We start from the raw sequence: 24,805 nt of genomic DNA, 5'->3' as shown, positions 1-24,805 counted from the left end.
AAGAAGATGTGGCCATCGGCCCTCCATCGTGAATTCGCAGGGGAGACCCTCGTTCACGGTGGTGGCCGGTGGCCATTTCTGTTTTGCCGCTCGTCGCTCGACGTCGGCTCCGGTTCGTGATGGACTGGAGCTCGAACGTCGGTGCGACCGACGCGGCACCCAACACAACGACACAGCGGACGAACGCCCGGCCTTCGGCTCGGGCACGCGATGAGGAGCAACGGTGGCGAACGACGACGAGCGGCGGAACGACGGCGACCGGGGAGACCGACCCCGACGGGACGACCGAGCCCCTCGACGCGACGGAGGTCCGCGCGGAGACGCTGCGAGCGGAGGCCGTTGGTCGTCCGGTCCGCGTGACTTCGAACGCCGTGAGGATGACCGTCGTGACCGTCCTGAGCGCTCCGACCGTCCGTTCCGCGACGGCGCTGCACGTCGCGACAGTGCGCCGCGGAGCGGTGGCGACCGTCCGTTCCGCTCCGGAGACCGTGATGATCGTCCGTCGTGGCGGAGCGATCGCGGCGACTCCGGCCGTCCGCCGCGCGGCGACGGCCCCCGCGGTGCTGAGCGTCCGCGCCGCGACGGGGACCGTCCGTTCCGGTCGGACCGCCCCGCGCGTGATGGTGACCGTCCCGCCTACCGTGGTGGTTCGGATCGTCCGCGTCGTGATGGTGACCGCCCCGCGTACCGCGGTGGGTCGGACCGTCCCGCTCGTCCCGCCCGCGATGGCGATCGTCCTGCTCACCGTGGTGGTTCGGACCGTCCCCGTCGTGATGGCGACCGCCCGTACCAGGGCGGCTCGGATCGTCCGCGTCGTGATGGTGACCGTCCCGCGTACCGCGGTGGTTCCGACCGTCCTGCTCGCGATGGAGACCGCCCGTACCGCGGCGGCTCTGACCGCCCGGCTCGTGATGGCGACCGTCCGTCGTACCGTGGCGGTTCATCGGACCGTCCGCGTCGTGACGGCGACCGTCCCGCGTACCGCGGCGGCTCTGACCGTCCCGCGTACCGCGGCGGCGACCGTCCGGCCCGCGACGGCGACCGTCCGCGTCGTGACGGTGACCGACCGTCCTTCCGGGGTGCTTCGGACCGTCCGGCCCGCGGTGGCGACCGCCCGCGTCAGGACGGTGGCGACGACCGACGCCGCTTCGGCGACGGGACGCGTCACGCCGGCGCACGGTTCGGCGAGGCAGCCCGCGACGACTGGGAAGACCGCGACCCGTACGGCACGAAGTCGCTCCGCCCGCGCCACGACGACCCGGACATCCCCGACGAGATCGATGCGCGCGACCTCGACCCCGCAGCGCGCATGGAGCTGAAGACGCTCAGCAAGGACAACGCCGACTGGGTCGCCCGGCACCTCGTGGCCGCGGCGCTGTTCGTCGACGAGGACCCCGCTCTGGCGAACGAGCACGCTCTGAGCGCCGCCCGCCGTGCCGGTCGCGTCGGTGTCGTCCGCGAGACCGCTGCGATCACGGCGTACCGCCTGGGGGACTTCGCGACCGCGCTGCGCGAGCTCCGCACCTACCGGCGCATCTCCGGCCGCAACGACCAGCTCCCGATGATGGTGGACTGCGAACGAGGCCTCGGCCGCCCCGAGCGTGCGCTCGAACTCGGCCGTTCGGTGGAGCGTGCCGCGCTCGACACCGCGGTGCAGGTCGAACTCGCGATCGCGATGTCCGGCGCACGCATCGACCTCGGGAACCCCACAGCTGCCCTGGGCGAGCTGGAGATTCCACAGCTGGACCCGTCCACGGCCTACACGTGGTCACCGGCGCTCTACAGTGCTTACGCGGCCACGCTCGAAGAGCTCGGCCGCCAGGACGAGGCCGACGAGTGGTGGGCCCGTGTCGACCGTGCGGCAGCGGCTCTCGCCGAAGCCGCCGACGAGAACGCTTGGGAGACAGTTGATGTGGTCGAGGAAACGCTCGAAGTCGAAGAACACGGAGACGCCGGCGAGCTCGACGACACCGACCAGCTCGACGACGACGCCGACCTCGACGACGACGACGAGCCAGCCCTCGCCGAGCCCGACGTCGTCGGCGAACCCGGCGACGCCGACGAGCCCGGCGAACTCGACGACGACAACCCCCGCGACGTCGACGGCTCCGCAGCCGACTGACGTCCCGACCGCGCCGACGGACGGCGTCGACGTGGTGCTCACGGACCTCGACGGCGTCGTCTACCGGGGGCGGAACGCCATCCCGCACGCGGTCGAGGCGCTCACACGGGCCTCGCTGACCGCACGGGTCGGGTACATCACCAACAACGCGTCCCGACGACCGATCGACGTCGCCGAGCACCTCGAGCGCTACGGGCTCGAGGTGTCCGAGGACGACGTCGTCACGTCGTCGCAGGCGGGCGTGCAGCTCCTGTCGACGCTGGTGCCCGCCGGCGCGACGGTGCTCGTCACCGGTGGGCTGGGACTGTCGAGCATCGTCGAGGCCGCCGGCTTCACGGTGACGACCAGTGCCGAGGACTCCCCGGCCGCGGTCATCCAGGGCTTCTCACCGGACCTCGGGTGGAAGGAACTGGCCGAGGCGTCGTTCGCGTTGGCCGACCCGGCGATCCCGTGGGTCGCCACGAACATGGACTGGTCGATCCCGGTCGAGCGCGGCATCGCCCCCGGCAACGGCACGCTCGTGTCCGCGGTGCACCAGGCCGTGGGGCGGATGCCCGTGGTCGCCGGCAAGCCGGAGCGCCCGATCTTCGACGCCGCGGTCGAGCGGTTCGGCGGCGGGAAGACACTGTTCATCGGTGACCGTCTCGACACCGACATCAAGGGGGCGAACGACGTCGGGATCCCGAGCGTCCTCGTGCTCACGGGCATCGACCAGGCGAAGCAGGTGCTCGCGGCCGATCAGCGCTCGCGTCCACTGTTCGTGCTCGAGGACCTCCGTGGTCTGTCCGAGCCCTACCCGGTGACAGTCCGGCGGCAGGACGACGACGGCACGCGGTACGTCACCGTCGGCAGCGCCACCGTGGCGATGCGGGGGCACGTGGTGCGGGTGCTCGACGCCGGCAGCGACATCGATCGGCTCCGTGCCGGCGCAGCGCTGATCTGGGAGTCCGGTCTGGCCATCTACGGCCTCGACGTGGACCCGCAGCTCTACGGCGGCGAGTAGCGTGTCGGACGTGCCGAACCCCGAGCAGCCGTCCGCCGACCTGGAACCGCAGGACGAGTTCGCCGCGCGCACCTCGGCGGCCGAGACCCTGCCGCTCGTCGAACGTGCAGACGCGTTCTCGGCACTCCACGACGAGCTGCGCACGCGGCTCGAGAGCGGCGGCACCGCGAGTGCCTGAACCGGACGGAGCCGTGCCCGACGCGACCCCGGTCCGCCTCGACGCCCTGCTCGCGACACGTGGCCTCGCGCGTTCGCGCACCGCTGCCACCAAGCTCATCCAGGACGGCCGGGTGACGGTCGACGGTCGTCCTGTCGTGAAGCCCTCCACCCCGACCTCGCCGGCTGCCGGCATCGTGGTCGACGCGGCCGACGAGTGGGTCTCCCGCGCTGCCCAGAAGCTGGTCGGAGCGCTCGATGCGTTCGGCGTCGACCCGTCCGGCCGTGTGGTGCTCGACGTCGGTGCGAGCACGGGTGGCTTCACGCAGGTGCTCCTGGCCCGTGGTGCTCGCCGGGTCATCGCGCTCGACGTCGGGCACGGGCAACTGCACCCCACGATCGCCGTCGACGAGCGTGTCGCAGTGGTCGAGGGCACCAACGCCCGCAGCCTGACCCGGTCGGACTACCTCGCGCTCGACGGCGCTGCAGCCGAGACGACCCTGGTGGTCGGCGACCTGTCTTTCATCTCCCTCCGGCTCGTGCTGCCCGCCCTGGCCGAGGCCGTCCCCGCCGACGACTTCGTCCTGTTGGTGAAGCCGCAGTTCGAGGTCGGTCGCGGCGGGGTGCGCGAGGGCATCGTGCACGATCCGGCACTCCGCGACGACGCCCTGATGAACGTCCTGTGGGCCGCATGGGACCTGGGCTTCGGGACCACCGGGCTCGCGGCGTCGCCCATCATCGGGACGCACGGGAACCACGAGTACCTCGCGCGCTTCCAGCGTGGTGTCGGTGGCAATCCGACAGAATGGAGAGTCCGGGCAACCGAACTCACAGAGGGGACCGCATGAGCGACGACCGGCACATCCTGCTCGTCTCCCACACGGGTCGCCGTGACTCGATCGACGCTGCGGTCGAGGTCTGCGACCTCCTGCACGCCGCCGGTCTGATCCCGGTGATGCCGTTCGACGAGTACGCCGACATCCGGCGGGCCGAAGCCTCGGTGGGGCAGGTCGACATCCTGGGCGTCGACGTCCAGGCGGACCAGCTCGAGATCGTCATCGTGCTCGGCGGCGACGGCACGATCCTGCGCGCGGCCGAACTCGTGCGCGAGACGCGGGCACCGATCGTCGGCGTGAACCTCGGGCACGTGGGCTTCCTGGCGGAGAGCGAGCGGGACGCCCTCGCCGAGACCGTCGAGCGTGCTCTGTCGGGTGAGTACCACGTCGAGGAGCGCGTCACCCTGCAGGTCGACGTGGTCGTCGGCAACCAGATCGTCTACTCGAGTTGGGCGCTCAACGAGGCCACCATCGAGAAGGCATCGCGCGAGCGCATGCTCGAAGTGGTGACCGAGGTCGACGGTCGCCCGCTGTCCTCGTTCGGGTGCGACGGCGTCGTCGTGTCGACCCCCACCGGGTCCACGGCGTACTCGTTCTCCGGCGGCGGTCCCATCGTCTGGCCCGACGTCGACGCCCTGCTGATGGTGCCGCTCAGCGCGCACGCCCTGTTCGCCCGCCCGATCGTGGTGGGCCCGGACTGCACGCTCGCGATCGAGGTCCTGCGGCGCACGAGCGGTGTCGGGGTGCTGTGGTGCGACGGTCGCCGGACGCACGACCTGCCGCCGGGCGCTCGCGTCGAGGTCCGACGGTCGCCGGACCCCGTGCGGGTCGCGCGCCTCAAGGACGCCCCGTTCACCGACCGGTTGGTCGCGAAGTTCCGGCTCCCGGTCACCGGGTGGCGCGGGCCGCAGACCGACGAGGACGAGGACCACCTGTGACCGGCCGAGGCGAGGAGCACCACCGATGATCGAGGAGATCGCGATCCGTGACCTCGGGGTCATCGGCGAGACCACGCTCGAACTCGGTCCGGGGTTCACCGTCGTCACGGGCGAGACCGGTGCCGGCAAGACCATGATCGTCACGGCCCTCGGGCTGTTGCTCGGTGCTCGGGCGGACGCCGGTTCGGTCCGCCGTGGTGCCTCGAGCGCCGTGGTCGAGGGCCGGTGGAACGTCCCCGAGCACGCTGCCGTCGCCGAACGCGTCGAGGACGCCGGCGGCGCGGTGGAGGACGGCGAACTGATCCTCACGCGCACGGTCTCGGCCGAGGGGCGCAGCCGTGCGACCGTCGGGGGCCGAAGCGCTCCCGTCGCGGTGCTCGGTGAACTCGCGGACCAGCTCGTGACGGTGCACGGCCAGTCCGACCAGATCCGACTGACCTCGTCGACCGCGCAGCGTGCGGCGCTCGACGGCTTCGGCGGGGCGGCGCTCGAGAAGGCCCTGAACCGGTACGTCGCCGCGTACGACGCGTGGCAGCAGCACACGGGCGAACTCGAGACACTGACGCGCGACCGCGACGAGCGGGTGGCCGAAGCCGACCGGATCCGCGCTGCCTCGGACGAGATCGAAGCGGCCGACCCGCAGCCCGGCGAGGACGTCGAGCTCGCCGAGCGCGCCGACCGGCTCGGCAACCTCGAGGAACTCCGGCTGTCCGCTGCCCTGGCGCACGAGGCCCTGTCCAGCGAGTCCCTCGACGGCGTCTCCGACGTCGTCGGCCTGGTCGAGTCCGCCCGACGCGCCGTCGAGCGGGTCGCCGACTCCGACGCCGCCCTGCAGCCCGTGCTCGAACAGATCACGGAGCTCGGCATCCAGGCGGCCGAGGCCTCGGCGAGCATCTCCAGCTACCTCGGCTCGCTCGAGCCCGAAGCCGGGCACGATCTCGAGCTCATCAACGAACGGCGCGCCCTGCTCGCCGGCCTCACCCGCAAGTACGGCGAGACCGTCGACGACGTCATCGACTACGGGCAGCGGGCGAGCGACCGCCTGCTCGAGCTGGACGGCGACGACGACCGCATCGCCGCCCTCCAGCAGTCCGTCGAACAGGACGAACAGGCCCTCGCGGCGGCGGCGGCCGCGTTGACCGCTGCCCGCACGAAGGCGGCAGCGGACCTCGCGAAGCGCGTCACGACCGAGCTGAAGACGCTCGCGATGGCCGGCGCCACCCTGGTGGTCGAGGTCACCGACGCGGGGGAGTACCGCCGACACGGACGCGACCAGGTGTCGATCCTGCTGCAGCCGCACTCCGGCACGGACCCCCGACCGATCGGCAAGGGGGCATCGGGCGGCGAGCTCTCGCGCGTGATGCTCGCGATCGAGGTCGTGATGGCCGGCAGCACGACCGTGCCGACGTTCGTCTTCGACGAGGTCGACGCCGGCGTGGGCGGTGCCGCGGCGATCGAGATCGGCCGTCGGCTGGCGAAGCTCGCCGAGCGCACGCAGGTCATCGTCGTCACCCACCTGGCGCAGGTCGCGGCGTTCGCGAACAACCACCTCAACGTGGTGAAGGACGCCAGCGGCGCCGTGACCTCGTCGAGCGTGCGACGGCTCGAGGGCGACGACCGCCTGCAGGAGATGGCGCGGTTGCTCTCGGGACTCGGCGACAGCGCGAGCGGCGTGGAGCACGCCCGCGAACTGCTCGACGTGGCCGGCCAGACGGCCTGACCTGCCACACGGCCGCAAGCAAGCAAGCAAGCAAGCAAGCAAGCACGCACGCAAGCACGCACGCAAGCACGCAGGCAAGCACGCGCGCCCACGCGCGCACGGCCCGAAGACCCGGCCACCCACCCCGCGCAACGCCCACGGCGAACCGAGGTCGCGCCTCCCGGCAGTTCTGACGTACGATGGAATCCCGTGGCGGACACTCTCAGCAGCGGTACCCAGGCAAACACCCCGACCCCGAAGGTGACGAAGCAGATCTTCGTGACCGGCGGGGTCGTCTCGTCTCTCGGCAAGGGCCTGACGGCAGCCAGCCTCGGCAATCTCCTGACGGCTCGCGGCCTCAAGGTCGTCATGCAGAAGCTCGACCCGTACCTCAACGTGGACCCGGGCACCATGAACCCGTTCCAGCACGGCGAGGTCTTCGTGACCGACGACGGTGCGGAGACGGACCTCGACATCGGGCACTACGAGCGTTTCCTCGACATCAACCTGGCGCAGTCGGCGAACGTCACGACCGGCCAGGTGTACTCGACGGTGATCGCCAAGGAGCGTCGGGGCGAGTACCTCGGCGACACGGTGCAGGTCATCCCGCACATCACCGACGAGATCAAGCGTCGGATGCGCGAGCAGGCGGAGAACGACCCGCAGCCCGACGTCATCATCACCGAGGTCGGCGGCACCGTCGGCGACATCGAGTCGCAGCCGTTCATCGAGTCGGCGCGCCAGGTGCGCCACGAGCTCGGCCGCAACAACGTGTTCTTCGTGCACGTGTCGCTCGTGCCGTTCATGAACGCCTCGGGTGAGCAGAAGACGAAGCCGACGCAGCACTCGGTCGCCGCGCTCCGCTCGATCGGCATCCAGCCCGACGCCCTCGTGCTGCGGTCGGACCGCCCGGTGTCGGACTCGAACAAGAAGAAGATCGCGCTGATGTGCGACGTCGACGAGGACGCCGTGGTGAACGCCGTGGACGTCCCGTCGATCTACGACCTGCCGACGCTGCTGAACAACCAGGGCCTCGACCAGGTCATCGTCGACGCGCTCAAGCTCGAGGCCGGCCCGGTCGACTGGACCGCGTGGACCCCGGTGCTCCGTGCCGTGCACGAGCCGAAGAAGGACGTCACGATCGCCCTCGTCGGCAAGTACATCGACCTGCCGGACGCCTACCTGTCGGTCACCGAGGCGCTCCGTGCCGGCGGCTTCGCGCACGACGCGAAGGTGACGCTGAAGTGGGTCGTCTCCGACGACTGCACCACGCCCGAGGGCGCTGCGAAGCAGCTCGGCGACGTCGACGGCATCTGCATCCCCGGCGGGTTCGGCGTGCGCGGCATCGAGGGCAAGCTCGGCGCGCTGCGCTTCGCACGTGAGCAGGGCATCCCCACGCTCGGTCTGTGCCTCGGCCTGCAGTGCATGGTCATCGAGTACGCCCGCCACGAGGCCGGCCTGACCGACGCGTCGAGCACCGAGTTCGACCCGGAGACCTCGACGCCGGTCATCGCGACCATGGCGGAGCAGGTGGACATCATCGCCGGCGGCGACCTGGGCGGCACCATGCGCCTCGGCCTGTACCCGGCGACGTTCAGCTCCGGGTCGTTGGCCGAGTCGCTCTACGGTGCGCCCGAGGCGTCCGAGCGCCACCGTCACCGCTACGAGGTCAACAACACGTACCGGCAGCAGATCGCGGACGCCGGCCTGGTGTTCTCGGGCACGTCGCCCGACGGCAGCCTGGTCGAGTACGTCGAGCTGCCGCGTGACGTGCACCCGTTCTACATCGCCACGCAGGCGCACCCGGAGCTGCGCTCGCGTCCGACGAACGCGCACCCGCTGTTCGCGGGGCTCGTCGCTGCCGCGATCGAGCGCCACGAGGCGTCCAGCCTGTTCGACCCGCAGAACGAGGAGCAGGTCGCGTAAGCGCAGCCCAGCCACGATCGGACGGGAGGTGGGCCCCGCCAGCCGGTACCGGCGCACCGCGCCAGCGGGGTGACGGCCGTGCCTGGAGGGACGGTGCCAGCTGGCACCGCGCCTCCCGTCCGTCGTCTGGTCGCGCCCACGGAACCTGGTTCCGGACACGGAACCGCGGAACGACGCGGTGCTGTGTCCGGAACCTGGTTCCGCGAGGGGCGCGTGCTTGGATGGTTCCGTGACTGACGCACCCATCGCTGACGAAGCCGCCTCGTTCGAGGTCACCGAGTCCACCGTCGTGTACGACGGCGCCGTCTGGGACGTGCGCCGCGACGCGATCGCGTACCACGACGAGACGATGGTGCGGGAGTACATCGACCACACCGGTGCAGTCGCGGTCTACGCAGAGGACGACGAGGGCCGTGTCCTCGTGATCCAGCAGTACCGACACCCGGTTCGGGTGCGCGACTGGGAGCTGCCGGCCGGGCTGCTGGACGTCGAGGGCGAGGACCTCCAGGTCGCTGCCGCTCGCGAACTCGCTGAAGAGGCCGACCTCGAAGCGGACACGTGGGAGCCGCTGGTCCGGTACAACACGTCGTCCGGCGGGAGCAACGAGTTCCTGCAGGTCTACCGCGCCCGGGGCGTGCGGCCCACGACGACGGCGTTCGAGCGCGAGGCTGAGGAAGCCGACATCGTGAAGCGGTGGGTGCCGCGGGCCGAGCTGGTGGAGGCGATCCTCGATGGTCGGCTGCACAACTCCGGGCTGGTCGTGGCCGTGCTCGCGGTGGATGCGCTCGAGCGAGGCCGCGCATGAGCCTGCGAGAACTGGTCGACGCGGCGACGTGGACGCACGAGCCCGAGGCCGTCGAGCTCGACGGCGATGTGCTGCGCGTGACCGCGGTCGAGGGCAGCGACGCCTGGCGGACCACCTCGTACGGGTTCGTCCACGACTCCGAGCACGCGCTGGTGCAGCCCCTCGATGGGTCGTTCTCGGTCGAGGCATCGTTCGTCCTCGACTACACGGAGCAGTTCGACCAGGCCGGTGTCTTCCTGCGCGTCGACGAGCGGAACTGGATCAAGGCCGGTGTCGAGTTCTCCGACGGGACGCCGCAGCTCGGCGCCGTGGTGACCCGTGACTTCTCGGACTGGTCGGTGGCGCCCGTGCCGGAGTGGGTGGGACGTGTGGTGACCGTCCGGGCCAGCCGCGACGGTGATGCCGTGACCGTCCGGGCGTGGGCCGACGACGAGGAACCCCGGCTGGTGCGGGTTGCGTACCTCGATCCCGATGCTGCCGTGTCGGCCGGACTGTTGTGTGCAGCTCCGACGCGAGCCGGCCTGACCGTGACGTTCACCGGGTACCGGGTCGGGGCCCCCGACGAGGCACTGCACTGACCGTGCGCCTGCTGTCGTGATTCCCCTGGACCGTGCCACGGAGACGTACCTGCGGCACGTCGCGATCGAGCGGGGACTGTCGCAGCACACGTTGTCGGCGTACCGGCGTGACCTGGCGGTGTTCACCTCGTGGCTGGCGACGGCTCCGGTCGTCGAGTCCGACGGTGCCGACCGAGCCGGTGGGACGTCCGCGATCGACGACGTCGGGCGGCTCGCTCGGGCAGACGTGTCGGAGTTCGTGACCTACCTGGCGACGAAGCCGGACGGTCCGCTGGCACCGAGGTCGATCGCCCGGATGCTCAGCTCGGTGCGCTCGTTCACGGCCTTCGCGGCGGGGGAGGGCTGGCTGCCGCTCGACCCCGGCACTGCCGTCCGGCCGCCGAAGGCCCCGATGCGGCTGCCGAAGGCGATCTCGGTGGAGGACATGGAGCGGCTGCTCGGAGCGGTGTCGACGGACGTCTCCGCAGACGGCGTTTCCGGTGTGGACGACCCCGTGCGGCTGCGGGACAACGCGTTGCTCGAACTGCTCTACGCCACCGGCGCGCGGATCTCCGAGGCGGTGGGGTTGTCGGTGGACGACGTGACGACACTGTCCGACGACTCAGCCCCCGACGCCGACGGTCTCGCCGTCGTGAAGGTCACCGGCAAGGGGAACAAGCAGCGGGTCGTGCCGCTCGGCAGCTTCGCCCGGGCGGCGATCGACGCCTACCTGGTCCGGGCCCGTCCGGTGTTCGCAGCGCGAGGAGCCTCGACTCCGGCGCTGTTCCTCGGTGCCCGGGGCGCTCGGCTCTCACGACAGAGCGCGTGGCTCGTGATCCAATCCGCAGCCGGGGCAGCGGGCCTCGAGGCGCACGTGTCGCCGCACACGTTCCGGCACTCGTTCGCGACGCACCTGCTCGAGGGCGGTGCCGATGTGCGCGTGGTGCAGGAGCTGCTCGGGCACGCGAGCGTCGCGACGACCCAGATCTACACGATGGTGACGGCGGACATGCTGCGGGACGTGTACCAGACGGCGCATCCGCGGGCGCGGCGGTAGGTCTCGTCGTTCGGCGGGCCCGGGCGTGCACTTCGTGAGCAGAAATGGTCGGGTCGCTGGTCGGCACCCGACCATTTCTGCTCACGAAGTCGGACGGTGACGGCCCGGGACGCGTCAGAAGAGGTGGTACTGGGCCGACGCCGCCACCGCGCCCGTCGCGACCGCCACGACCACCGCGCTCGAGGACGCACTCCTTGCGGCGACCGCCCACCCGCCGGTCGCGCCGGGACGAACGACACCGACGAGCCCGCACACGAGAGCGAGCGCGCTGCAGACACCCAGCGGGTTGATGAGGATCGACGTCAGGGCCAGCAGTACCGCGAGCACCGTGAACACGCACAGCCGGCGGTCGCGACCGCCGCCGGACGCCCACGCGTGGGTCCGGATCGATGCCGTGTGCACGGAGAACGAGGGACCGACAGGTGCAACGACGATCGGCAGGACCGATTCCGGAGCACTCGGCAGGACGCGGGTCGCGGCGCCCCAGGCGTGACCGTCCCACCAGCGGAGACGACTGGCGTCCTGCGGGTCCGGGAACCAGCCTGCGGCCGGCAGTGTCACGGGGACTCCTCGAGGTGCGGGGGATGGTGCTCCTCGACGGTAGGGGACGCCGCCCCGCCGCCACAGTCCCAAGGCGGGTGTCGGCACATGTGCGGACACCCGGCGGTGCGCTACGGTCGGCTGGTGACTCTGACCCCCGATGGCTTCTGGAACGCGCGGCGCGACGATGCTCCGGAACTGCCTGCCGAGGTGCCGGAGGCGTGGTCGTTCGGTGCCACTCCGGAGCAGGCAGACGAGCTGCTCGGCCTGGTGCTCCGCGGGGTCAAGGACGGCACAGCGTCATCGCTCTGGGACTACGAGGCGACGGGTGACCCGCTCCCCGCGATCGGTGAGTGCAGCATCGTGACCGACGGCGCCGGTGTTCCCCGGGCCGTCATCGAGACGACGGACGTCCGGATCGTCCCGTTCGACGCGGTCGGGGCCGAGCACGCGCGCGCCGAAGGCGAAGGAGACCGGACTCTCGAGCACTGGCGGACGGTGCACGAGGCGTACTGGCGTGAGCACTCCGAGAACCCGCGCGGCTTCGAACCGGACATGCCGGTGGTCTGCGAGCGCTTCCGGCTGATCTGGCCGACGCCGACGGCGCCTGCGTAGACGCAGCCGCCGACCGTCAGCGCCTGACCGAGCAGATCAGGCCGGGACGGGTGCCGCGTCGACCTCGGTGAACACGTCCTTCACCGCGGCGAGCAGTCTCGCGTTGAAGTCGACGCCGAGCTGGTTCGGCACCGTGACGAGCACGGTGTCGGCAGCGCGGACGGCCTGGTCGGCCGCCAGCTCCGCGACGAGGTCCTCGGGCGAGCCGATGTACGAGCGGCCGAAGCGTGCGAGCCCGCCGTCGAGGTGCCCGACCTGGTCCTGCCCCTCGACCTGTGCGCGGACGCCGAAGTAGTGCCGCGACTCGTCGTCGATGATCGGGATGATGCTCCGCGAGACCGACACCCGAGGGGTCCGGTCCCAGCCCGACTCCGCCCACACTCGGCGGAAGCGCTCGATCTGTTCGGCCTGCAGTTCGTCGAACGGCACGCCGGTGTCCTCGGTGAGCAGGGTCGACGACATCAGGTTCATGCCCTGCTCGGCGGTCCACTCGGCGGTGGCTCGTGTGCCGGCGCCCCACCAGATGCGGTCGCCGAGCGAGTCGGAGAGCGGGGAGATCGGCAGCGATCCGACCGAGCCGGTCATCTGCGGGTTGGCGTTCGCCATCGGTTCGCCGGCGACGGCGCGACGGAACACGCTGGTGTGCGCGCGGGCCATGTCGCCGCCGTTCTCGTCGGACGCGTCCGGCACGTAGCCGAACTGCTGGTAACCGGCGAGGGCGGTCTCGGGTGAGCCACGGGAGACGCCGAGCTGCAGTCGTCCGCCGGAGATCAGGTCGGTCGCCGCAGCCTCCTCGGCCATGTAGAGCGGGTTCTCGTAGCGCATGTCGATCACGCCGGTCCCGATCTCGATGCGGCTGGTCTTCGCGGCGATCGCGGACAGCAGGGGGAACGGTGCCGCCTGCTGCGGTGCGAAGTGGTGCACGCGGAAGTAGGCGCCGTCGACGCCGGCCTCTTCGGCAGCGACCGCGAGGTCGATCGCCTGCACCAGGGACTCACGCCCGCTGCGCACCTTCGACCCCGGCACGTCGCGCCAGTGTCCGAACGACAGGAACCCGATCTTCGTCATGTCGATGCAAACGCATCCGGAGAGTCGGGCATTCCGTCACGACTACGGTGTCCGCCATGGACGACCCCCGCACCGCGCTCGACACGGAACGCGCCCGCAACGTACGGCTGCTCGCCGACGTCGAGCGGAGCATGCGCGACGTCAGTGACGCCCGCCAGGACGCCAACTCCGACGACGAGCACGACCCCGAGGGCGCGACCCTCGCGTGGGAGCGCGGCTCGCTCGGTGCCGTCCGCGACGCGGCCCGGCATCGGATCGAGCAGGTGGACGCCGCGCTCGCGCGGCTCGACGCCGGCACCTACGGAACCTGCGCGGTCGGCGGCGAACCGATCCCAGCGGCCCGATTGGCCGCCGTCCCGTGGGCCGCGACGTGCGTCGCCCACGCGTGACGGGCCTCCCGGCGGACACCCGCTGACGGACGGGAGGCACGGCGCATCCCCGCCACACGTCCTCCGTCACGCGCACCGCGCGTCCACCGCGTGCGCCGCGGATTCCCAGCCGCACGCCCTACGTTTTCGGCATGGACGGCGACGCGAACGACGGACCCGGCGAGAGCCGGACCGACGGTGCGCCGCGGCAGCGCTTCCAGTGGTTCCACGACATGCGGACCTGGATCCACGCCAGGCCGCACTTGCACCTCTTCTACAAGGTGCTCGTCGGCATCGTCGGCGGGCTGGTCGTCATCATCGGACTCATCCTGGTGCCGCTGCCCGGGCCGGGATGGCTCGTGGTGTTCATCGGACTCACGGTGCTGGCGAGCGAGTTCCACTTCTTCCACAAGATCATCGTGTGGCTCAAGGCGCAGCTGCACCGCTTCTGGGACTGGGCCAAGCGGCACGGACCGAAGCGGCTGCGTGAGGCTGCCGACCGGGGCAAGGCCGACGTCGACGCCGCCCACACGGGTGCTGCTCGGACGGTCGGGGTGCGCGCTCGTGGACGGGCGCGCGGCGCGAACTCGGCGCACCCGGGGCACTGAGTCGGCCCGGCGCGTCCGGCACCGTGCCGTGTTGGTCACTGCGTGCGAGGTTGATGGCTCCGTGCGGCGCTGTATGCGCGCGCTGAGCGAGCAACCTCGCACGGGATGACCAACCTCGCACCGTGCGCCTGGCGCGCGCCGCCCTCCGAGCGGACGGCCCGCTACTCCGCCGCGACGCGGATCGAACCGGTGGCGGTGCGCTCGATGACCTCGGCGGCCTGCTCCTCGACGGCGGCCGCGTCCTTCGACGTCAGCTGCAGCACGAGCGCGACGACGGCAGCGAGGACGATGAACCCGCCGTACCCGGCGATGACGGGGACGAGTCCGATCGACGGTTCGAGCAGCCCACCGATGACGGCGGGGACCCCGAACGCCAGGTAGCTGACGACGTAGATCGTCGAGAGCAGTCCGGCGCGGTGGGTCGGTGCCGCGGTCGCGAGCAGCATCCGCAGCGGCGCCTGGAACCCGGCACCGAAGCCGACGCCGGCGATCGCACTGCCGACGACGAGGCCGGGCAGGGAGTGGGCCATCACGAACGCCACGGTCACGATCGGGCCGAGCACCAGGGCGACGAGCCCGACGAGCACGGCGCGACGAGCGTCCATCCGCTGCGTCGCGAGCCCGGTCAGTGCGCCGACGCTCGTGACGACGGCGATGAGTGCGCCGGCCGCGAAGTGGTTCGTGATGCCGAACACCGCACCGAGGGCTGAGGGGACGAGTGAGAGGAACATGCCGCCGAGGGCCCAGCTGGCGACGAGGGAACCGACGACCCCGCGGAAGAGCCGACGCGAGCTCCGCGGCACGCTGATCGTCGGGCGCAGCGAACGGAGCGCTCCGGGGCGCCGCTGGACCTGCTCGGGGACCACGAACAGTGCCAGCACGAGGAGCACGAGCAGTGCGCCGAAGACCAGGTAGACGAGCTGCTCCGGCGCCGGACCCCACTGCACGAGTGCACCGCTCGACATCGCACCGGTGGCGAGTGCGATCGGCGGGATGACACCGTTCAGCACGCCGGCCAGGGTCGGGTGCCGCTCGAGTGAGTTGTCGATGAGGGCCGCCCCGAGCGCACCGATCAGGAGCCCGACGGAGACGCCCTGCACGATGCGGTCGACGATGAGCGCGCCGACGCCGTCCGCGATCGCGAACAGTCCGAGCGACAGGGCGACGCCCAGGCCTCCGGCGACGAGCACGGGTTTGCGGCCGACGTGGTCGGACAGTTGGCCGGCGATCAGCAGACTCGCGAGCAACCCGGCGACGTAGATGGCGAAGACGCCGGTCAGCATGAGCGGCGTGAGGTGCCACTCGGCGGCGTAGACCGGGTAGATCGGCGAGGGGACCGCGGACGACGCGACCGACACCAGGAGCATCGCCGCGAGGATCCAGAACCCGGCGACCGAGCGAGCTGACTGCTGCATGAGCATCCTTCCGATGGTCCGTTGTACGACTGCATTCGTACCGCAGTCCGCTGTACGACGCAAGTCGTACAGCAAGCCGAACGGTGGTAGCGTCCCGTCCATGCCCGCGCACGTCGATGCCCCCGAGCGGCTGCCCCAGCCGTCCGTGGCCGAGATGGACCTCCCCGTCGTCCTGGACGCCCTGAGCGACCCGATCCGGTTGGCGATCCTGCACCGCTACCTCGTCGACGCCGCCGGTGGTGAACGGAGCTGCGGCTGGGTCGGCATCGACCGACCGAAGTCCACGCTCACCCACCATTTCCGGGTCCTGCGCGAGGCCGGACTGCTCGAGCAGCACCTCGAGGGCCTGACCCGCATCAGCCGGGTCCGCATCGAGGACGTGCAGCAGCGGTTCCCGGGGCTGCTCGACCTGGTGCTCGACTGGCAGGTGCCCGCGGCCCTGCTCCGCGAGGGGATCGAGTCGTGAGCGCGGTGCCCGGCGCGGGTGCCGACGCCGGCGCCGGGGTGGCCGTGCACACGCTCCCCGACATCGGTGCTGACCCGGCCGTGACGACGGCGCTCGCCGCGGACCTCGACGCCGCCGGCTTCACCGTCGACCGGATCGATGCACTCTGGGGGACCGAAGCGGCCGCATCGCTGCACCGGGGGTCGCGAGTGGCGGCCCTCCGTGCCCTGGCCGCTCGTGAGACATCCCCGCTCGGCACCCTCGCCACCCTGTTCGTGCTCGGGCTGCCGACGTCCCGCGCGGACGCAGCTGCCGCGTTCCCGACCGCCGGGCTCGACGCCGTGGTCGCGGCAGGCCTGCTGCGGGTCTGCGACACCGACGCCGCAGTCGTGGAGCCGACGGTGGACCTGCGCCCCTACGCCTTCGTCGACGACCTCGGCGCCGGCAGCTGGTGGATCGTCTCGGACCTCGGCGAACTCGCCCTCGGCCACGCGATCAGCGAGGAGCACGTCCTCGGCATCGGCGGCGCCACCACCACGCTGAGCGGCCTGCAGATCCCCGTCCCCGTCCGCACGGTCCTCGACCTCGGCACCGGATGCGGGATCCAGGCCATGCACGCCCGGCGCTTCGCCGAGCACGTGGTCGCCACCGACATCTCGCGCCGCGCCCTCGACATCGCCCGCTTCAACGCGCAGCTCAACGGCATCGACGGGATCGACTTCCGGTACGGTTCGCTCTTCGAGCCCGTCGCGGGGGAGCGGTTCGACCGCATCGTGTCGAACCCGCCGTTCGTCATCACACCCCGTCGGCCGGGCGTCCCCTCGTACGAGTACCGCGACGGCGGCATGGTCGGCGACGCGCTCGTCGAGACCGTGCTCCGCGGCCTGTCCGAGCACCTCGAGCCCGGTGGGACCGCGCAGCTGCTCGGCAACTGGGAGTACCACTGGGGCGTCGACGGCCTCGACCGTGTGCGCAGCTGGTTCGCGGACACCGACCTCGACGCGTGGGTCATCGAGCGCGAGCGCCAGGACCCCACGTCGTACGCCGAGACCTGGATCCGCGACGGCGGCACGAAGCCCGGGACGCCCGAGTTCGACACGCTGATGGGCGCCTGGCTCGACGACTTCGCGGACCGCCGCGTCACCGGCGTCGGTTTCGGCTACGTCGTGGTGCGTCGAGCCCTGCCAGGAGGAACGGCGAGCCTCCGCCGGTTCGAGCGCGTCCCCGAGACGCTCGGCTCCAACCCCGCCGGGCTCGGCGCCACGGTCGCTCGCGTCCTCGACGCGGCCGCGTGGCTCGCCGCGCACGACGACGCCGCGCTCGCCACGGCACACCTGACGGTGGCGGGCGACGTCACCGAGGAGCGCTACTACTGGCCGGGCAACGACGACCCCACGGTGATGACGCTCGTGCAGGGCGGCGGACTCGGACGGCGGGTGGACGCGGACACGGCGCTCGCTGCGTTCGTCGGAGCCTGCGACGGGGACTTGTCCGTCGCGGCGATCGTCGGCGCGCTGGCGCAGATCACGGGTGTCGACGAGCAGGTGCTCGCCGCCGACCTGCTGCCGGTGGCGCGCGACCTGGTGCTCGACGGGCTGCTGCTGCCGGCCTAGCGAAGGGGCCGCTCAGCGGCGGACGCGGGCGCTGCTAGCGGCCGTCGCGCCAGCTGTGCTCGGGGGCGTAGCCGAGCAGCTCGCGGGCCTTCTCGGACGACAGCAGCGAGCTGACGCCGTCGATGTCCGCGCGACGCTCGATGTCGGGCACGTAGCGCTCGACGAGCTCGATCGTCGGGGTGTCCATCACGGTGTCGGGGCTCGCGATGACGAACGCCTCGAACCCGGTGAGCTCGGCCTCGACGGCCTTGCGGACCGCCTGGGCGCCGTCACGCGAGTCGATGTAGGACCACAGGTTGAAGGTCTTCGCCTCCGGGGTGGCGTCCCACGGGAACGCCGGGTAGTCGGTCTCGTCCATCACGTTCGAGAACCGCAGGCCGATCATCTTCAGCTCCGGGTCCCAGCGGGTGAAGTGGCGGGCCATCTCCTCTTCGACCGCCTTGCCGAGCGAGTACGACGACTGCGGGCGGACCGCGAACTCCTCGTCGACGGGCAGGTAGGGCGGGTGGTGCTCGCCCATCGGGATGCCGAGCAGGGTCTCGCTCGACGCCCACACCAGGTTCTTGATCTTCGCGGCCCGTGCGGCGTGGAAGACGTTGATCGACGCCGTCACGTTGTTCGTGATGAGCGCCACGTCGGGGACCTGCCCCGGAGCGGGCACGGCCGCGAGGTGCACGACGGCGTCCACGTGGTCGTACCGGTCGTCGATGCCGAGCAGGGCGTTCAGGACCTGGCCGTAGTCGGTCAGGTCGATCCGGACGAACTGCACGCCCTCGGGCTGGTCGGGGGAGGGCACGCGGTCGAGCAGCACCACGTCGTACCCGTGCGCATCGAGGTCGCGCACCACCGCTCGTCCGAGCTTGCCGCTGCCGCCGGTCACCACTACACGCGTCATCGCGTCACTCCACATCCTCGTCGGGTCGCCCTCCGGGCACGCCCCATCCTGCCCGGCGCCGCCTGACCCGACCAGGCCCTGTCCGTACCCCGCTGTCCGGCGGGGGAGCGTCAGGCGGTGGGGGCGACCTGGGCGATCGCGAGGCGGGCGACGAGCTCGACGTGTTGTGCCATGTCCCGCGACGGGTCGAACAGCCACTGGATCTGCATGCCGTCGGACACCGCGAGCAGCACGCTCGTCAGTTCCTCGGCATCGACGTCGGCGCGGAGTCGTCCGTCCTGCTGCATGGTGCGGAAGTCGGCGGACAGGTCGCGACGGCTGCGCTCGTAGCGCTCCTGGAAGTACGCGTGCGCGGGGTGCTCGGGGTCGGTCGCAGCGGCGGCAGAGAGGTTGACGAACATCTGCACCAGGCCGGGGACCTCGGCGTTGTGCCGGACGATCGCGGCGAGCAGTGCAGCGGGGTCGGGTGCCTGCCAGTCGTGGGCGAGGTCGAGCTCGTCGCGTCGTCGCAGGATCTCGACCCAGAGCTCGTCCTTGGAGTCGAAGTAGTGCAGCAGGCCGGCCTGGGTCAGCCCGACGGCGTCGGCGATGTCCTTGATGCTGGTGCGGCGGAACCCCTGCGAAGCGACGAGGTCGAGCGCGACCGTGAGGATCTCCTCGCGCTTCGCGATGCCCTTCGCGTACGAACCCCGTCGTGCCATGGCAGGACTGTACCGCTCGGAGTGCACACAGAAAACCTAGCCGCACTTGGTTTTGGTGTTACCGTGGGCGGAGCCGCCGACGAAGGCGTGCGAGTCACCGGTGCAGGTGGCGTACCCGAGAAGAGGTTGCAGTGGCCAACGACGCCCTGACCGTCAACGACACCCCGACCGCAGTCGCACCCACGCGCGGCCGAGGTGCCCCGCTCATGTACACGCTCGGCATGCCGATCGCGATGCTCGGCCTGTACATCGCGCTGCTGCCGCCGGTGCTGGTCGCCATGGCGCTCAAGGTCGCCGAGATCGCGCCGGACAACCAAGCGGGTGTGCTCGGCCTGGCACTCGGTGTCGGCGCGTTCGCCGCGATGGTCGCCAACCCCCTGGCCGGTCGCTTCAGCGATCGGACTGCCGGGAGGCTCGGCATGCGTCGTCCGTGGATCATCGGTGGCACCGTGGTCGGCTTCGCGGGCCTCGTGGTCGTCGCGACGACGACCTCGACCGTCGTGCTGGTGATCGCGTGGGGCGTCACGCAGATCGCCTACAACGCCACGATCGCCGCCATGACCGCGGTCCTGCCGGACCACGTCACGCGGTCCCAGCGCGGCCGGGTCGCGGCGCTGCTCGGGCTCTCCCAGAACCTCGCGCTCGTCGGCGGCACGTTCCTCGTGCAGCTCTTCTCGACCTCGGCGACGCAGATGATCATCCCCGGTGCGATCGGGTCGATCGTCGTCGTGCTCTACGCGATCGTGTTCCGCGACCGCGTGCTCACCCACCGGCCCACGTCGAAGCTCGGCATCGGGCAGGTCTTCGGCTCGTTCGTCTTCAACCCCGTGAAGCACCCGGACCTCGGCTGGGCCTGGCTCACCCGGTTCCTGATGGTCGCCGCGCAGTACACCGCGGTGAGCTACCTGACGTACTTCCTGCGGGACGACATCGGCGTGGACCCCGACCACGTCGCGAACGCGGTGTTCCAGGGAACGCTGTGGAACGTCGTCGGCATCGTGCTCACCTCGCTCATCGCCGGCTGGCTGTCGGACAAGCTCGGCCGCCGCAAGCTGTTCGTCGCGATCGCGGGCATCGTCGGCGTGGTCGGGCTCGTGATCATCGCGCTCGCGCCGTCGCTCGGCATGGTCCTGGTCGGCGAGTTCGTGATGGGTGCCGGCATGGGCGTCTTCTACGCCGTCGACCTGGCGCTCATCACCGACGTGCTGCCGTCCGACGAGGACAACGCGAAGGACCTCGGCGTCGTCAACATCGCGCAGGCCCTGCCCCAGTCGATCGTGCCCGCGGCGGCCCCGGGCGTCATCGCCCTGACCGGCGGGTACAGCGGCTTCTTCATCACCGGCGCCGTCGTCGGACTGCTCGGCATCGTCTCGGTGTCCCGCATCCGCGGCGTGCGCTGACCACGCTTCCCCAGGCTCTGAACGAAAGGACCGACCACCGTGACTACCGTGAACGACGTGACCCCTGCCTCCAGTACGGCCGAGCGCATCGACGCGCTCGTCGACCAGCTGACCACCGACGAGAAGGTGCAGCTCCTGACCGGGCGCGACTTCTGGACCACCTGGCCCATCGAGAAGATCGGGCTGCGCCGGATCCTGATGTCGGACGGCCCCTCGGGCGTCCGTGGTGAGGTGTGGGACGAACGCGACCCGTCGCTGAACCTGCCCTCGGCGACCGCGCTGAGCGCGTCGTGGGACCGCGCGATCGCGAAGCGCTACGGCGCAGCAGCAGCCGTCGAGGCACGCCGCAAGGGCGTCGACGTCGTCCTCGGCCCGACCATCAACCTGCACCGCTCGCCGCTCGGCGGCCGGCACTTCGAGGCGTTCAGCGAGGATCCGGTCCTGACCGGTGACCTTGCTGCGTCGTACGTCGACGGTGTGCAGGAGAACGGCGTGGCCGCGACCCCGAAGCACTACATCGCGAACGACTACGAGACCGACCGCTTCACCGCGTCGACCGAGGTCTCCGACCGGGCCCTGCGCGAGCTGTACCTGCTCGCGTTCGAGAAGGCCGTGACCGAGGCGCACGCCTGGGCGATCATGTCGTCGTACAACTCCATCAACGGCGTCACCGCGTCGGAGCACGACCTGCTCGAGACGCCGCTGAGCTCCGAGTGGGGCTTCGACGGCATCGTCGTGTCCGACTGGACCGGCGTGCGCTCGGTCGACTCGGCGAAGGCGTCGCAGGACGTCGCGATGCCCGGACCGAACCAGTGGTGGAGCGATGGTCCGCTGCTCGCCGCGGTGCAGTCCGGTGACGTGCCGATCGAGGCGATCGACCGCAAGGTCCGCCGCATCCTGACCCTGGCCGCCCGCGTCGGCGCACTCGAGGGCTTCGAGCCCGTGGCCGCGCAGCCGGTGCACGTCGAGGACGGCGTCGCGTTCGTCCGCGAAGCCGAGGCCGAGGGCACCGTCCTCGTCCGCAACACCGGCGTGCTGCCGCTCGACGCGCCCGCCGTCTCCCGCATCGCCGTCATCGGCCACAACGCCGACCAGGCCCGCACGCAGGGTGGTGGCTCGGCCACGGTCGTGCCGTCGCAGGTCGTCTCGCCGCTCGACGGGATCCGCTCGGCGTTCCCGGGCGCCACGGTCGACTACGCGATCGGTGCCGTCGTGCAGGAGGGCATCGCGGAGTTCCCGCTGTCCACCATCACGAACCCCGGCACCGGCGAGCCCGGCGCCCGCGTCGCCTTCGTCAAGGACGACCAGGAACTGTACGTCGAGGACCGCCGCGCCACGGCACTGTTCTGGTTCGGCGGCGACGCTCCAACGCGTGAGGCCGATCGGCTCGACATCACCACGACCTACACCGCGCCGTCCACCGGCACCGTGCGGATCGGCATCGGGGCGGCCGGCCGGTCGCGGATGTGGATCGACGGGGAGCTCGTGCTCGACGAGGACGTGCCCTTCGAAGGCGACCAGCTCGGCGCGGCGTTCCTCAACCCGCCGGCCCGCTCGGTGCCCGTGTCGGTGACCTCGGGGCAGCAGGTCGCGATCCGCATCGAGTACGACGTCATCCAGGACGAGACCCTCGGCGGCGTGCTCGCGTACCAGTTCGGCACCGAGCCGTCCGACGAGGACCCGTCGGTGCTCATCGATGCCGCAGTCGAGGCTGCCCGCACGGCTGACGTCGCCGTGGTGGTCGTCGGCACGAACTCGAAGGTCGAGTCCGAGGGCTACGACCGCTCATCGCTCGCGCTGCCCGGCCACCAGGACGACCTGGTGCGTGCGGTCGTGGCGGCCAACCCGAACACGGTCGTCGTCGTGAACGCCGGCTCGCCCGTGGAGATGCCGTGGCGGAACGACGTCGCCGCGGTCCTGCTCACCTGGTTCGGTGGGCAGGAGTACGGCAACGCGCTCGCCGATGTCCTGACCGGCGCGCAGGAGCCCGGCGGCCGTCTGCCCACCACCTGGCCGGTCGCGATGGCCGACGTGCCCGTGCTGGACGTCACCCCCGTCGACGGCAAGGTGTCGTACGACGAGGGCGTCCACATCGGGTACCGTGCCTGGCTCCGTGCCGGCACCACGCCGGCGTACCCGTTCGGGCACGGCCTCGGCTACACCTCGTGGACCATCGACGGCGTCGTCGCGACGCCGACCGTGTCCGAGGGGGACGCGGTCATCGTCACGGCGACGGTCGCCAACACCGGACCGCGCGCCGGCAAGCACGTCGTGCAGGTCTACGCGTCGCGCGAGTCCTCGGCGGTGGACCGTCCGGCGCGCTGGCTCGTCGGGTTCGCCCCGGTCCGCCTCGGCGCGGGGGAGTCGACCGAGGTCTCGATCGAGGTGCCGGCCCGGGCGTTCGCGCACTGGGACGGAGCCTGGCAGTACGAGCCCGGCACCTTCACGCTGCACGTCGGAGCCTCGGTCACCGACGAGTCCGGGAGCGCGGCCCTCGAACTGGTCTGACCAGTTCGTCCGGTTTCCGCGCACCGACGACGCCTGTTGAGTAACATCGATGTGCGCCAGTCGGCTGGTTACCGTCGGCGCACGCACCGACTACGGGGTCGCTGGTTGTGCGACTCAGCCTCCTGATCCGGCTGACGATGCCCCAGCTTCCCCGGTGCGTCCAGAATGCGTCCCCGCGTCCGCGCGGGGGCGCATTCGTTCGTCCCGACTGTTTCCGTCCTGGAAGGGGTTCGGCGAACCGGTTGACGGACTTCGTGCGATCCGGGCAAAACGGGTGACGGATGATCAACTTTCTCGTCCTGAGGGCGCAACCGAGTGTGACAAACCGCTCGGTAGGTGGAACGATGGTCCCACCATCCCGTGCGGATCAGGGACGAGATGGTCATCCGGCAGGGCTCTCGAGCATCACCGACTCGATCTGAGCCCCGCCGGGTGTCCTGATCCGTTCTCAGGCCCGCAGTGCCGGCGCGATCTCCTCGGCGACGATGCGCAGGATCCGCTCGTGGGCGGCCACGTCGCCGTTCGCGGGCAGGGTGATCACGAGCTCGTCCGTGGCGGTGACGGCGGGGTCGGCGAGCAGGGCGTCGACGATGGCGGCCGGCTCGCCGGACAGCACCTTGCTGAACCGGAACGGCGGACCGGAGAGCGGTCGGCCCTCGTCGTCCATTCCCGAGGCGTACCCGGTCAGGAACTCGTCGTGGACCGCGCGGTCGTGGTCGTCGAGCAACGGCACGACGATGCGGCCCACCGCGACCTTCGACGTGCGGCCGGTCCCGCCGTGCAGCTCGGTGAACCGCTCGCGGTAGGCGGCGATCTGGTCGGCCTGCGCCTGGGCGAAGGGTGCACCGGTGTCCTCGGTGTTGAGGGTCGAGCAGTGCAGGAGCAGCCCCTTCTCGGCCGTGCGCACCGCGGTGCCCATGCTGCCGCCGCCCCACCACACGCGGTCGCGCAGGCCGGGGCTGAGCGGCTGCAGGGTCAGGTCCGCACCGGCCGGGATGCTCTCGTAGCCAGAGCCGGCGCTGCCGAGTGCGTCGCCGTCGAGCACCTCGAGCAGTCGGGCGGCCCGGGCCTCGGCCTCGTCGCGGAACGAGCGGTCCACGGAGCCGAACACCGGGTCGAGGATCGGCCCGTACCCGGCGATGCCCGTGCTGATGCCGAGCTGCACCCGCCCGCCGCTCAGCAGGTCGACCGTGCTGGCGTCCTCGGCGAGGCGCACCGGGTCCTCGTAGCGCATGCCGAGCACCGCGGTGCCGAAGGCGATGGTGCTGGTCCGTTGGGCCGCGGCGGCGAAGAACGTCATCGGGCTCGTCAGGAAGGGCTCGAAGTGCCGACCGCGGACCCAGCCCGTGCCGTAGCCGAGGGTCTCGGCCGTCTCGAACAGCCGCAGACCATCCTGCAGGGCGCTCGCCGCACCCGCAGTGCCGCCGTGGTTCGGGACGAAGGTGAGGAAGCCGAGTTCGCGCATGACGCGAGTCTATGCGCGCGTATGGAGCCGGGCCTCCCGGTCGTCCGTACCGACCACCTCGTCAC

At 71.2% G+C, this 24,805-nt stretch carries 24 protein-coding genes; 18 read left to right on the top strand and 6 right to left on the bottom strand.

Translation table 11 applies throughout. The features are described 5' to 3' along the window. Positions 1–386: 386 nt before the first annotated feature. The 11 genes from M4960_RS07630 (at position 387) to M4960_RS07580 (ending at position 11,099) form a co-directional block, all read left to right on the top strand. Positions 387–1,319, top strand: a complete 933-nt coding sequence (locus M4960_RS07630) for a hypothetical protein (protein WP_248703921.1) — start codon at positions 387–389, stop codon at positions 1,317–1,319. Further along, positions 1,310–2,122, top strand: a complete 813-nt coding sequence (locus M4960_RS07625) for a hypothetical protein (protein WP_123294975.1) — start codon at positions 1,310–1,312, stop codon at positions 2,120–2,122. Before M4960_RS07630 ends, M4960_RS07625 begins: the two co-directional genes overlap by 10 nt. A gap of 31 nt (positions 2,123–2,153) precedes the next feature. Next, positions 2,154–3,125: an HAD-IIA family hydrolase gene (locus tag M4960_RS07620; RefSeq protein ID WP_123294974.1), complete on the top strand. Its 972-nt coding sequence runs from the start codon at positions 2,154–2,156 to the stop codon at positions 3,123–3,125. A 10-nt stretch (positions 3,126–3,135) separates the two neighbouring features. Further along, positions 3,136–3,303, top strand: a complete 168-nt coding sequence (locus M4960_RS07615) for a hypothetical protein (protein WP_159572718.1) — start codon at positions 3,136–3,138, stop codon at positions 3,301–3,303. 13 nt (positions 3,304–3,316) lie between these two features. Next, the gene (locus M4960_RS07610; protein ID WP_235035907.1) at positions 3,317–4,129 is read left to right on the top strand and encodes a TlyA family RNA methyltransferase; all 813 of its coding nucleotides are present in this window, start codon (positions 3,317–3,319) and stop codon (positions 4,127–4,129) included. Then, complete coding sequence (locus M4960_RS07605) at positions 4,126–5,055, top strand: NAD kinase (RefSeq protein WP_111086586.1); 930 nt, start codon at positions 4,126–4,128, stop codon at positions 5,053–5,055. Before M4960_RS07610 ends, M4960_RS07605 begins: the two co-directional genes overlap by 4 nt. Positions 5,056–5,080: 25 nt before the next feature. Continuing rightward, positions 5,081–6,775: a DNA repair protein RecN gene (recN, locus tag M4960_RS07600; RefSeq protein WP_248703920.1), complete on the top strand. Its 1,695-nt coding sequence runs from the start codon at positions 5,081–5,083 to the stop codon at positions 6,773–6,775. A 189-nt stretch (positions 6,776–6,964) separates the two neighbouring features. Further along, positions 6,965–8,680 (top strand): CTP synthase, encoded by a 1,716-nt coding sequence (locus tag M4960_RS07595; protein ID WP_173170571.1) that lies wholly within the window; start codon positions 6,965–6,967, stop codon positions 8,678–8,680. 229 nt (positions 8,681–8,909) lie between these two features. After that, entirely contained in the window at positions 8,910–9,485 is a 576-nt protein-coding gene (locus tag M4960_RS07590; RefSeq protein WP_173170563.1) for an NUDIX domain-containing protein, read from the top strand. Continuing rightward, the gene (locus M4960_RS07585; protein WP_248703919.1) at positions 9,482–10,063 is read left to right on the top strand and encodes a DUF1349 domain-containing protein; all 582 of its coding nucleotides are present in this window, start codon (positions 9,482–9,484) and stop codon (positions 10,061–10,063) included. The genes M4960_RS07590 and M4960_RS07585 overlap by 4 nt, the downstream gene beginning before the upstream one ends. 19 nt (positions 10,064–10,082) lie before the next feature. Next, complete coding sequence (locus tag M4960_RS07580; RefSeq protein WP_248703935.1) at positions 10,083–11,099, top strand: site-specific tyrosine recombinase XerD; 1,017 nt, start codon at positions 10,083–10,085, stop codon at positions 11,097–11,099. 114 nt (positions 11,100–11,213) lie between these two features. On the opposite strand, the gene M4960_RS07575 is transcribed toward M4960_RS07580, so the two are convergent. Further along, positions 11,214–11,660, bottom strand: a complete 447-nt coding sequence (locus M4960_RS07575) for a DUF2510 domain-containing protein (RefSeq protein WP_248703918.1) — start codon at positions 11,658–11,660, stop codon at positions 11,214–11,216. Between the two features lie 123 nt (positions 11,661–11,783). Between M4960_RS07575 and M4960_RS07570 the strand changes: the two genes are divergently transcribed. Then, positions 11,784–12,254, top strand: a complete 471-nt coding sequence (locus tag M4960_RS07570) for an ASCH domain-containing protein (protein WP_374202914.1) — start codon at positions 11,784–11,786, stop codon at positions 12,252–12,254. 36 nt (positions 12,255–12,290) lie between these two features. Here M4960_RS07570 and M4960_RS07565 read toward each other — a convergent pair whose 3' ends face one another. Continuing rightward, positions 12,291–13,322, bottom strand: a complete 1,032-nt coding sequence (locus M4960_RS07565) for an LLM class flavin-dependent oxidoreductase (RefSeq protein WP_260096152.1) — start codon at positions 13,320–13,322, stop codon at positions 12,291–12,293. A 56-nt stretch (positions 13,323–13,378) separates the two neighbouring features. Here M4960_RS07565 and M4960_RS07560 point away from each other — a divergent pair, with 56 nt between their 5' ends. Next, positions 13,379–13,711 carry a TraR/DksA family transcriptional regulator gene (locus tag M4960_RS07560; RefSeq protein WP_248703917.1) on the top strand — a complete coding sequence of 111 codons (333 nt, stop codon included), beginning with the start codon at positions 13,379–13,381 and terminating at the stop codon, positions 13,709–13,711. Positions 13,712–13,842: 131 nt separating this feature from the next. Beyond that, the gene (locus M4960_RS07555; protein WP_248703916.1) at positions 13,843–14,298 is read left to right on the top strand and encodes a TIGR02611 family protein; all 456 of its coding nucleotides are present in this window, start codon (positions 13,843–13,845) and stop codon (positions 14,296–14,298) included. A 161-nt stretch (positions 14,299–14,459) separates the two neighbouring features. Here the strand turns inward: M4960_RS07555 and M4960_RS07550 are convergent, their stop codons facing one another. Then, a complete protein-coding gene (locus tag M4960_RS07550) occupies positions 14,460–15,713 on the bottom strand; it encodes an MFS transporter (protein ID WP_248703915.1) in 1,254 nt (417 codons plus the stop codon). Positions 15,714–15,813: 100 nt separating this feature from the next. Between M4960_RS07550 and M4960_RS07545 the strand changes: the two genes are divergently transcribed. Then, positions 15,814–16,179 carry a helix-turn-helix transcriptional regulator gene (locus M4960_RS07545; protein WP_123673599.1) on the top strand — a complete coding sequence of 122 codons (366 nt, stop codon included), beginning with the start codon at positions 15,814–15,816 and terminating at the stop codon, positions 16,177–16,179. Between the two features lie 38 nt (positions 16,180–16,217). Continuing rightward, on the top strand, positions 16,218–17,771 hold the full coding sequence (locus M4960_RS07540) for a methyltransferase (RefSeq protein WP_374202919.1): 1,554 nt from the start codon (positions 16,218–16,220) through the stop codon (positions 17,769–17,771). A gap of 34 nt (positions 17,772–17,805) precedes the next feature. Here the strand turns inward: M4960_RS07540 and M4960_RS07535 are convergent, their stop codons facing one another. Together M4960_RS07535 and M4960_RS07530 are read right to left on the bottom strand one after the other, a co-directional pair. Continuing rightward, positions 17,806–18,666 (bottom strand): NAD(P)-dependent oxidoreductase, encoded by an 861-nt coding sequence (locus tag M4960_RS07535; protein ID WP_111086594.1) that lies wholly within the window; start codon positions 18,664–18,666, stop codon positions 17,806–17,808. Between the two features lie 110 nt (positions 18,667–18,776). Beyond that, positions 18,777–19,367, bottom strand: a complete 591-nt coding sequence (locus M4960_RS07530; RefSeq protein WP_123341243.1) for a TetR/AcrR family transcriptional regulator — start codon at positions 19,365–19,367, stop codon at positions 18,777–18,779. Between the two features lie 131 nt (positions 19,368–19,498). Between M4960_RS07530 and M4960_RS07525 the strand changes: the two genes are divergently transcribed. Together M4960_RS07525 and M4960_RS07520 are read left to right on the top strand one after the other, a co-directional pair. Continuing rightward, the gene (locus M4960_RS07525) at positions 19,499–20,767 is read left to right on the top strand and encodes an MFS transporter (protein ID WP_248703914.1); all 1,269 of its coding nucleotides are present in this window, start codon (positions 19,499–19,501) and stop codon (positions 20,765–20,767) included. 48 nt (positions 20,768–20,815) lie between these two features. Next, positions 20,816–23,275, top strand: coding sequence for a glycoside hydrolase family 3 protein (locus M4960_RS07520; RefSeq protein ID WP_248703913.1), 2,460 nt, complete (start codon positions 20,816–20,818; stop codon positions 23,273–23,275). A gap of 448 nt (positions 23,276–23,723) precedes the next feature. On the opposite strand, the gene M4960_RS07515 is transcribed toward M4960_RS07520, so the two are convergent. Further along, complete coding sequence (locus tag M4960_RS07515) at positions 23,724–24,740, bottom strand: LLM class flavin-dependent oxidoreductase (RefSeq protein WP_123294963.1); 1,017 nt, start codon at positions 24,738–24,740, stop codon at positions 23,724–23,726. Between the last annotated feature and the right edge of the window lie 65 nt (positions 24,741–24,805).

Source organism: Curtobacterium sp. MWU13-2055, assembly GCF_023242305.1.
In the GTDB taxonomy this organism is placed as follows: domain Bacteria; phylum Actinomycetota; class Actinomycetes; order Actinomycetales; family Microbacteriaceae; genus Curtobacterium.
Note: the sequence above shows the minus strand (reverse complement) of the source record. Positions and strands in the feature narration are given on the sequence as shown.

Coding starts and splice junctions, on each gene's coding strand:
- M4960_RS07625 (WP_123294975.1), top strand. CDS start 1,310: ATGGAGCTGAAGACGCTCAGCAAGGACAACGCCGACTGGGTCGCCCGG.
- M4960_RS07605 (WP_111086586.1), top strand. CDS start 4,126: ATGAGCGACGACCGGCACATCCTGCTCGTCTCCCACACGGGTCGCCGT.
- recN (WP_248703920.1), top strand. CDS start 5,081: ATGATCGAGGAGATCGCGATCCGTGACCTCGGGGTCATCGGCGAGACC.
- M4960_RS07585 (WP_248703919.1), top strand. CDS start 9,482: ATGAGCCTGCGAGAACTGGTCGACGCGGCGACGTGGACGCACGAGCCC.
- M4960_RS07565 (WP_260096152.1), bottom strand. CDS start 13,322: ATGACGAAGATCGGGTTCCTGTCGTTCGGACACTGGCGCGACGTGCCG.
- M4960_RS07560 (WP_248703917.1), top strand. CDS start 13,379: ATGGACGACCCCCGCACCGCGCTCGACACGGAACGCGCCCGCAACGTA.
- M4960_RS07555 (WP_248703916.1), top strand. CDS start 13,843: ATGGACGGCGACGCGAACGACGGACCCGGCGAGAGCCGGACCGACGGT.
- M4960_RS07550 (WP_248703915.1), bottom strand. CDS start 15,713: ATGCAGCAGTCAGCTCGCTCGGTCGCCGGGTTCTGGATCCTCGCGGCG.
- M4960_RS07545 (WP_123673599.1), top strand. CDS start 15,814: ATGCCCGCGCACGTCGATGCCCCCGAGCGGCTGCCCCAGCCGTCCGTG.
- M4960_RS07535 (WP_111086594.1), bottom strand. CDS start 18,666: ATGACGCGTGTAGTGGTGACCGGCGGCAGCGGCAAGCTCGGACGAGCG.
- M4960_RS07530 (WP_123341243.1), bottom strand. CDS start 19,367: ATGGCACGACGGGGTTCGTACGCGAAGGGCATCGCGAAGCGCGAGGAG.
- M4960_RS07515 (WP_123294963.1), bottom strand. CDS start 24,740: ATGCGCGAACTCGGCTTCCTCACCTTCGTCCCGAACCACGGCGGCACT.